The sequence below is a fragment of the Acidobacteriota bacterium genome (assembly GCA_009861545.1).
Classification (GTDB): domain Bacteria; phylum Acidobacteriota; class Vicinamibacteria; order Vicinamibacterales; family UBA8438; genus WTFV01.
The window spans coordinates 1-6,090 of the sequence record VXME01000085.1 but is presented as its reverse complement, the minus strand read 5'-3'; the positions used below and the strand labels follow the sequence as shown (position 1 = coordinate 6,090).

At 69.8% G+C, this 6,090-nt stretch carries 7 protein-coding genes and 1 pseudogene; 2 read left to right on the top strand and 6 right to left on the bottom strand.

Annotated features, from left to right (window positions below; translation table 11 throughout):
- Nucleotides 1-711: 711 nt before the first annotated feature.
- The 6 genes and pseudogenes from F4X11_14055 to F4X11_14030 all read right to left on the bottom strand — a co-directional run bounded on the left by F4X11_14055 (nt 712) and on the right by F4X11_14030 (nt 3,641).
- The gene (locus tag F4X11_14055; GenBank protein MYN66132.1) at nt 712-987 is read right to left on the bottom strand and encodes a hypothetical protein; all 276 of its coding nucleotides are present in this window, start codon (nt 985-987) and stop codon (nt 712-714) included.
- 4 nt (nt 988-991) lie between these two features.
- Nucleotides 992-1,161, bottom strand: a pseudogene (locus tag F4X11_14050) (type II toxin-antitoxin system HicA family toxin).
- Between the two features lie 99 nt (nt 1,162-1,260).
- Nucleotides 1,261-1,581, bottom strand: a complete 321-nt coding sequence (locus F4X11_14045) for a type II toxin-antitoxin system VapC family toxin (protein ID MYN66131.1) — start codon at nt 1,579-1,581, stop codon at nt 1,261-1,263.
- A gap of 117 nt (nt 1,582-1,698) precedes the next feature.
- Nucleotides 1,699-1,959: a hypothetical protein gene (locus F4X11_14040; GenBank protein MYN66130.1), complete on the bottom strand. Its 261-nt coding sequence runs from the start codon at nt 1,957-1,959 to the stop codon at nt 1,699-1,701.
- A 751-nt stretch (nt 1,960-2,710) separates the two neighbouring features.
- The gene (locus F4X11_14035) at nt 2,711-3,019 is read right to left on the bottom strand and encodes a nucleotidyltransferase domain-containing protein (protein MYN66129.1); all 309 of its coding nucleotides are present in this window, start codon (nt 3,017-3,019) and stop codon (nt 2,711-2,713) included.
- Nucleotides 3,020-3,062: 43 nt separating this feature from the next.
- Complete coding sequence (locus F4X11_14030; GenBank protein ID MYN66128.1) at nt 3,063-3,641, bottom strand: hypothetical protein; 579 nt, start codon at nt 3,639-3,641, stop codon at nt 3,063-3,065.
- Between the two features lie 138 nt (nt 3,642-3,779).
- Between F4X11_14030 and F4X11_14025 the strand changes: the two genes are divergently transcribed.
- Nucleotides 3,780-4,205: a hypothetical protein gene (locus F4X11_14025; protein MYN66127.1), complete on the top strand. Its 426-nt coding sequence runs from the start codon at nt 3,780-3,782 to the stop codon at nt 4,203-4,205.
- 54 nt (nt 4,206-4,259) lie between these two features.
- On the top strand, nt 4,260-6,008 hold the full coding sequence (locus F4X11_14020) for a hypothetical protein (protein ID MYN66126.1): 1,749 nt from the start codon (nt 4,260-4,262) through the stop codon (nt 6,006-6,008).
- Nucleotides 6,009-6,090 lie beyond the last annotated feature (82 nt).

Below are 6,090 nucleotides of genomic sequence, written 5' to 3'. Positions count from 1 at the left end.
GTCCCCCCCTCCCCCCAGTGGAAACAGCCGGCGCGTTCTTCTGTCCGGTTCGTGCGTCGTCGGTGCGGGTTCGTATCGTCTGCATCGCTCCGCGTCGACCCGTGCGCGATTCGATCGCCAGGTGAGCTGGCGGAGGCGTACGGGGTCGCCATCGTGCGCCGGCTTGCAGGGCTAGGCCCGCGCCGGTGCAGCGTGGCAGCCCACTGCCTCGGGTTCAGTCGGTGCTCGGGATCTGTCGGCGTCGGCGCGGACCGTCAGTGCAAGCTACTCAAGGGTTGAATCCCTGGCCCAAGGCACGATTCGTCGTGCCAGTTCCAGGGCCTCAAGCGCTTCTGCCGCCGACGGACTCGGGTAGCCGGGATACACCGATCCCGTGTAGTGGTTGGCTGCGCGCTCGAGCGCGCCCGGGTCGACGGCAGGCACGGTGGCCCCGGCCGCCTGCGTCTCGGAGGCCAGGCCGGCGGGGTCCTTCCAGGCTCGCGGACGCACATCTGCCGGCTATCCTCGGTCTCGGGTACGGCTGGTCCGATGCGCCGTTCGCGCGCTTCCTCCAGCCAGCGCTTGGCAGCTTCAGGCCTGCGCGCGGGGCGTCATAGAGCACACGTCCTTCGCGTAGTGCCGCCCCGACGGCCCCCGTACAAGTGGGAAGTCTGGGTTCCAGCGCGGACACCAAGTCCCTCCAGATGGTCCGAGCGACCCTTCGGGCTCCGACTATCCTCGCGATTGGACTGCGGAGGTCGCTGTCCCCTGTCTGTTGGCGCGGGCCGTATCTGCGTCGCCGAGCTCGTCGCAGTCCGCCGCTGACACCGGCAGGAACGTGGCGTGCGGGATTGGTCTACCGTCGGCTGCCGCCGCGAGGTTGTCCAGCGCCTTCTCCGGCGCGCCTATGGCGCCGGCCAGCTGGTATGCCTCCGCACAGACCTGCTGGAGAACCCCGATCCGCTCCTCGAGCTGTCTGCGCGTCCTCGTGTTTTCCATGCTGCTCATGACGCTACTCCTCGGGCTTTCCGATACCCGCCTGTCGCCAGATGCTCGCCAGCAGTGCCCCGCTGATCTCGTCGCTCGGATGTCCCTTGACCGTCACCTTCCCCGGCTTGGCCGGGTGCTTGAATGATGGTGGTCTCCCCGGCTATTCACGTAGTACCAGCCGTCGGCGGTGATTTTGGCTCACCGAGCGGGCGGGGATGGGCGTCGGTGCCGCTGCAGAACGGCGAGTCGGCGTGATGAGGGCCCTTCTTGATCTGGGTCCGCTTGCGCTGCCTATTCCGGCCACGTACTGAGGCCTTCGGCCGCAGCTGCCTGGACCAACTCGGCGTCGAAGCAGGCGAACACGATCTCGTCCTGCATGTCTTCCCTCATCTCTTGCCACGCCAGCGCTGCTGCGAGCTGCGCAGCGTCGTACCCTCGCAGGTTGTGCCGCCAAGCGAGGTCGCCGGCTCGCGCGACCAGCGCCTCCGTCACACCGATCCTCGTGAAGTCATCCCAGTCGCCCAGGAACTCCTGTTCGGCGTCCTCTGCCTCGTTGCGGTCCAGGCGCTGCGCACGCACGGCCCTGGCCAGGGCGGGCCGCCACCTCGACACGCGTCATCACCGCCGTCCCGACCGCAGGCGCCTCGTCTATCCTCGCGAGTACCGCTTCCGAATCGTGCTCCTCCACGTAACGCTTGAACAGCGCACTCGTGTCCATGTACAGCAGTATCAACTGCGGTTCTCCTTGACGATGTCGGCCATGCTGCCTTCACCCCGCAGGCGCGCCTTGGGCTTGGTCTTCTTCAGCCGCCGGCCGCTCCACGCGATTGCCGGGCTGTCCTTCGACTCGCTCGTTCCGGGCTCCGGGATCAGGCGTGCTACCCGGTGCCCGCCGTCCGTCAGGAGGAGGGTCGTGCCGCCCCGTACCTCGTCCAGGCACCCGTTCAGGTTCGCCTCGAGTTCCTGGATCCCTACGCGTCGTTCTCGCATCTCCGGGCTCCTCGTCCGCGCTCTACTGTAGCGGAAGCGGCTGCCCCGGCAAGGTGGCCGTCGATCGGTCGACGGATCGTGGCCAGTTCCGGCTGGTTGCCGCGTCCTGCGCGTGAGTAACTCGGGCTTGGCGCGTGCCCCCGGATCGAATGAAGGCGAATCTTGAACACAAGGTTCCTCTCTCCTCGCAGGCCGTTGCTGTGCTCCAGCACGCCCGTGCGTTGAAGCGCCATCCGTCGCTGGTCTTCTTCTCTCCGCGGTCGCGCCGGCGACACGCGGCGTGTCAATCAGGAAGCTGTCTCGGACGCCCTGCGCAAGCTTGATCGTCTCGATCCCGATGGGCCGTTCGATTGTCGCGCACGGGTTCCGAGCGACCTTTCGGGTGTGGGCGATTGAGGTCCCGCAGGCCTCTCGGGAGGTTTGCGAGGACGCCTTGGCGCACACCGAGTCGGATAACACGGTTGCGGCCTACGCCGATCGGGCCAGACTTCTCGACAAGTCCTTCTCTCGTTCGTCCGCTGTCGTCGCACGGCCATCTGCTGCTTTCTTCGTCGTTATCCGGCCTTGGATCGATCCCACGGCCGATCCCACAAAATCCTGCGTAGGGGGAGTACGCATTCTCAGACCTGTCACACAAGTCATTTTTCTACAGTCACTTACGAAACGCGGCTTTGCCGGGATGCCGGCGGCGGCGGGAACGGCCCCGGTCAGCGGAAGCCTGCCCCAATCACTGGTAGCTGCTCCATCCCCGCTAGGCTACCGCTAGGCTCCGCGCCGCTTTCCGGAGGTCCACTTCAGGGGCGACCACGACGTCCGCTCTGGGCCGATAGCCGATCGCCTCGCAGATGTTCACTGGGGTCCAGTTCGGATCTGACGGATCGCCGTTGGCCAGCACAACGAGCAGATCGATGTCGCTGTTCTCGCCCGATTCCCCTCGGGCTGCGGACCCAAACAGCAAGACCTCGACCGGACTGCAGGCATCGGGCTGCCGGAGTCCCCCTGCTGGACACTGTGGACCGACTTGTCTGGCCGGCCGGTTCCGCCACGGCTGCGGCGGCATCGGTCAAGGCGCGGACGATCGGCGGCGTGTCAACATGGTTCGACTAGCGCGTGTGGCCGGCCCTGTCGCGCTCGGGCAGGCGCCCCGGGTAGTTGTCGGTCCCATACCGCGGCCGGGGCGGCGGCGGGGGGACATCGGGATGGCCGCCGACGACGCACGGCCTCAGCGGGGCGGTCGGGTGGAGCGCGCCGACGCTGGGCATCGCCGCGCTCGATTCCCGTTGCCGGGCGCCGGGAACCGGCTTCTCGGGCCGGTTGGTCTTCGCCCTCGGTTCGACGGGCCGGTTGACGGATTGGGCATGGCCTTCGGCCAGGGCGGATGCGCCGGCGGGCTGCATCGTCGACTGGTCGCGGCTGATCACGCTCACCGCGATCGCTCCGTCGGAAGCGCCCGTCTTGGCCGTCGAGGCTGCCGGCGGCTGGGTCTCCTTGCCTCGGGCGAGCGCGGCGAGCTGCAGTTCCAGGCGGTGGTCTTCGATGCCTTTGCGAACCTCGCGCGGCGCGTGCGCGGTGCGCGACTGGGCCGCAATGCGGTCCATGTGCGCGTCGGCCCCGTGCGCCGTGTCCGGGATGGATACCCCCGATGGCGTGGCTCGCGCGCGCGCCACGGCGGCCTGCTTCACCTGGTGGATGCTCTCCCTGGTCGAAGGGTCGTTGCCGGCTTCGTGCGACATGGGGGCTGACCTCCGGCCGGTAGTGTAACGACGGTGCGCTCGGCGGCGGCCGGGAACCGTTCGCCGCCAGCCGGAGGTATCAGGCTGATGCGACTCTTCCTGTATCTGGCCTACTACGCGCTGGCGTTGCTGCTCGGCTTCGTCCTGCGCCAGCGTTACGACCGCTGGATGTACGGCAGGACCCACATGCAGCAACGCCTGCGTCTGTTCGCGCTGGAAGTCGCGGCGGACCGCGAGGCGGTCGGCGCGACGCTGTACTTCCCGCCGTCGACCACGGACAACCTGGCGCTGTCGCCCCGGGCGACCGGCGCGTGGCTGCGCGGCTACGCCGGTCAGCCCGACGGGGCCGGGGCGGAACGCTCTCCTTCCGGCGGTCTGCGAGACGACCCGCGGGAGACGCCCGATCCGGGCGCTTCTTCCGGGGACGCCGATGACGTCGACGACGACCTGGCCGCTTTGGAGGGGGCCGAAGAGGCCGAGCGTCGTTCGTCCGCCCCCATCCGGCGCCGCTGAACGGGGCCGGCCGGCGCCGCGCGCAACTCGTGTCCAGAGGGGAGGTTCCGGCCGATGGCGACGAACGAGCCCGCTCCGGATCGTGACGAACTTGCAGGCAAGGAGACCTACGTCGTCGACGGGGTCACCTACACGGTTCACTCCGCGGCGGCGCTGTTTCCCCTGCTGCCGCCATCCATCTACGAGGATCTGGTCGCGGATATCCGCAAGCATGGCATTCGCCAGCCGGTTCTCGTCTTCGGGACCGAAATCGTCGACGGCCGCAACCGCGTGCGGGCCGGGCTCGAGGCCGGGGTACAGATCCCCATCGAGCAGATCGCCGACGAGGAGACGATCTACGAGATCGCGGCGTCGGCGAATCTGCACCGGCGCAGTCTCGTACCGTCGCAGCGCGCCTACATCGCCGAGCAGCTGCACCGCATGGCGGTCGAGGCGCGGCGGGAGCGCCAGGCGCTGCGCGATCGCGCGCGCAACCGGCGGTGGAGGCTGGAGCACCGCGGGGCCTGCGCCTCGCCTGCGCATTCCGGCGCGGGCGGGGACGTGGCGGGTACGGCCGGCCCGGCGGCCCCGCCGGGCGGCTCGGCCGCGGCGGCGCCGACCGCGGGGGCCTCGGTTGCGGGAGACGGGAACTCGGTGCCGGCTCCGGGGTCGAGGGCGGACGAGCGACCGTCTTCGGCCGCCGCGCCCGACGAGGGGCGTGGGGCGGTTTCGGCGCCGCGATTGGTCGACGGCAAGGCTTCCGAACCGCCCGCCCCCGAGTCTGCCGGTCCGCCGAGCGCGTCGGACGTGCCGGACATCCCGGAGCCCATGCCGGCTCCTACCAGCGCCGATCTCGCGCGCCGGATGGGCGTGTCGGAGCGTTCCGTGGGGCGTGTGCGCGCAGCCCTGGCGGCGGCCCCTTGCCTGGGACCGCTGCTGCGGCTGGGTCAACTGAACGTCCGGGAGGCCTACGCGGCGCGGAACGAGCCGAAGGAGCTTCTCGAGGCGGCGGCGGCGCTGATCGCTTCAGGCAGCCAGACGAGCCTGCGCGATGCGCTGGCGGAGGCGCGCGGGGGCAAGCGCGCTCCGCGGGGCAGCCGCATGTACCGTGCGGAGGAGACCGGCGACGATGCAAGCCTCGGTCTGCCGCCGATGCCGGGCGACGAGCCGCCAGCGTCATCCGGCGGAGGGGAAGCGGAGCCGGGTGGCTGGTCATTGCCCGGGGGACTGGGCGGCGCGGCGGCCGCGACGGCGGCGGCGGCCGATTCGACGCCGCCCCCGGAGGTCCTGGCGCGGATGGAAAAGGACCGCATCGCGGCCTGGTCGCTGCCGGCCGACTTCCTGTCTCCAGACCCGGTCATCGACGCGGTGCGCGAGCTTCTCGGGCCGATCGACCTGGATCCCTGCTCCCACGAGGCGGCGCAGTGCGTGGTCGGAGCCCGCGCCTGGTACGAGTTCGGGGAGGACGCGTCACGCGATCACTGGAAGGGAGCCGTCTACCTGTTTCCTCCCGTGCCGCAGGTGTCGCGGCTGGTCGACAAGCTCGCCGCCGAGCTCGAGGCGGGGCGCGTGGAGCGCGCGGCGCTGTTCTCCACGTTCGACTTGCGCGATCGGTGGGTCGGCACGCTGTTGGGCCACCGCTGCCTGTCGGCGGTGGTGGTGTCGGAGCGGCCGCCGAAGATCCCATCGGCGGCCGCGCTGGTGTGGCAGGCCCCGCTGCCGATGGCGCTCTACCTGTTCGGGGTCAAGGGGGATGGCGGCAAGGTGGCCGAGGTGCTCGACTACTGGGGCCACGTCTTCACGGTTCAACGCAGCGACCAATAGGCTTCCCCCGTGCCTGTCCGCGTCTGGACTGGAAATGGCAAGTTGAAAAGGGACCCCCGTGGCAACGTGAAAAGGGACCCCC

Coding starts and splice junctions, on each gene's coding strand:
- F4X11_14035 (MYN66129.1), bottom strand. CDS start 3,019: ATGCCGCCGCAGCCGTGGCGGAACCGGCCGGCCAGACAAGTCGGTCCA.
- F4X11_14055 (MYN66132.1), bottom strand. CDS start 987: ATGAGCAGCATGGAAAACACGAGGACGCGCAGACAGCTCGAGGAGCGG.
- F4X11_14040 (MYN66130.1), bottom strand. CDS start 1,959: ATGCGAGAACGACGCGTAGGGATCCAGGAACTCGAGGCGAACCTGAAC.
- F4X11_14025 (MYN66127.1), top strand. CDS start 3,780: ATGCGACTCTTCCTGTATCTGGCCTACTACGCGCTGGCGTTGCTGCTC.
- F4X11_14020 (MYN66126.1), top strand. CDS start 4,260: ATGGCGACGAACGAGCCCGCTCCGGATCGTGACGAACTTGCAGGCAAG.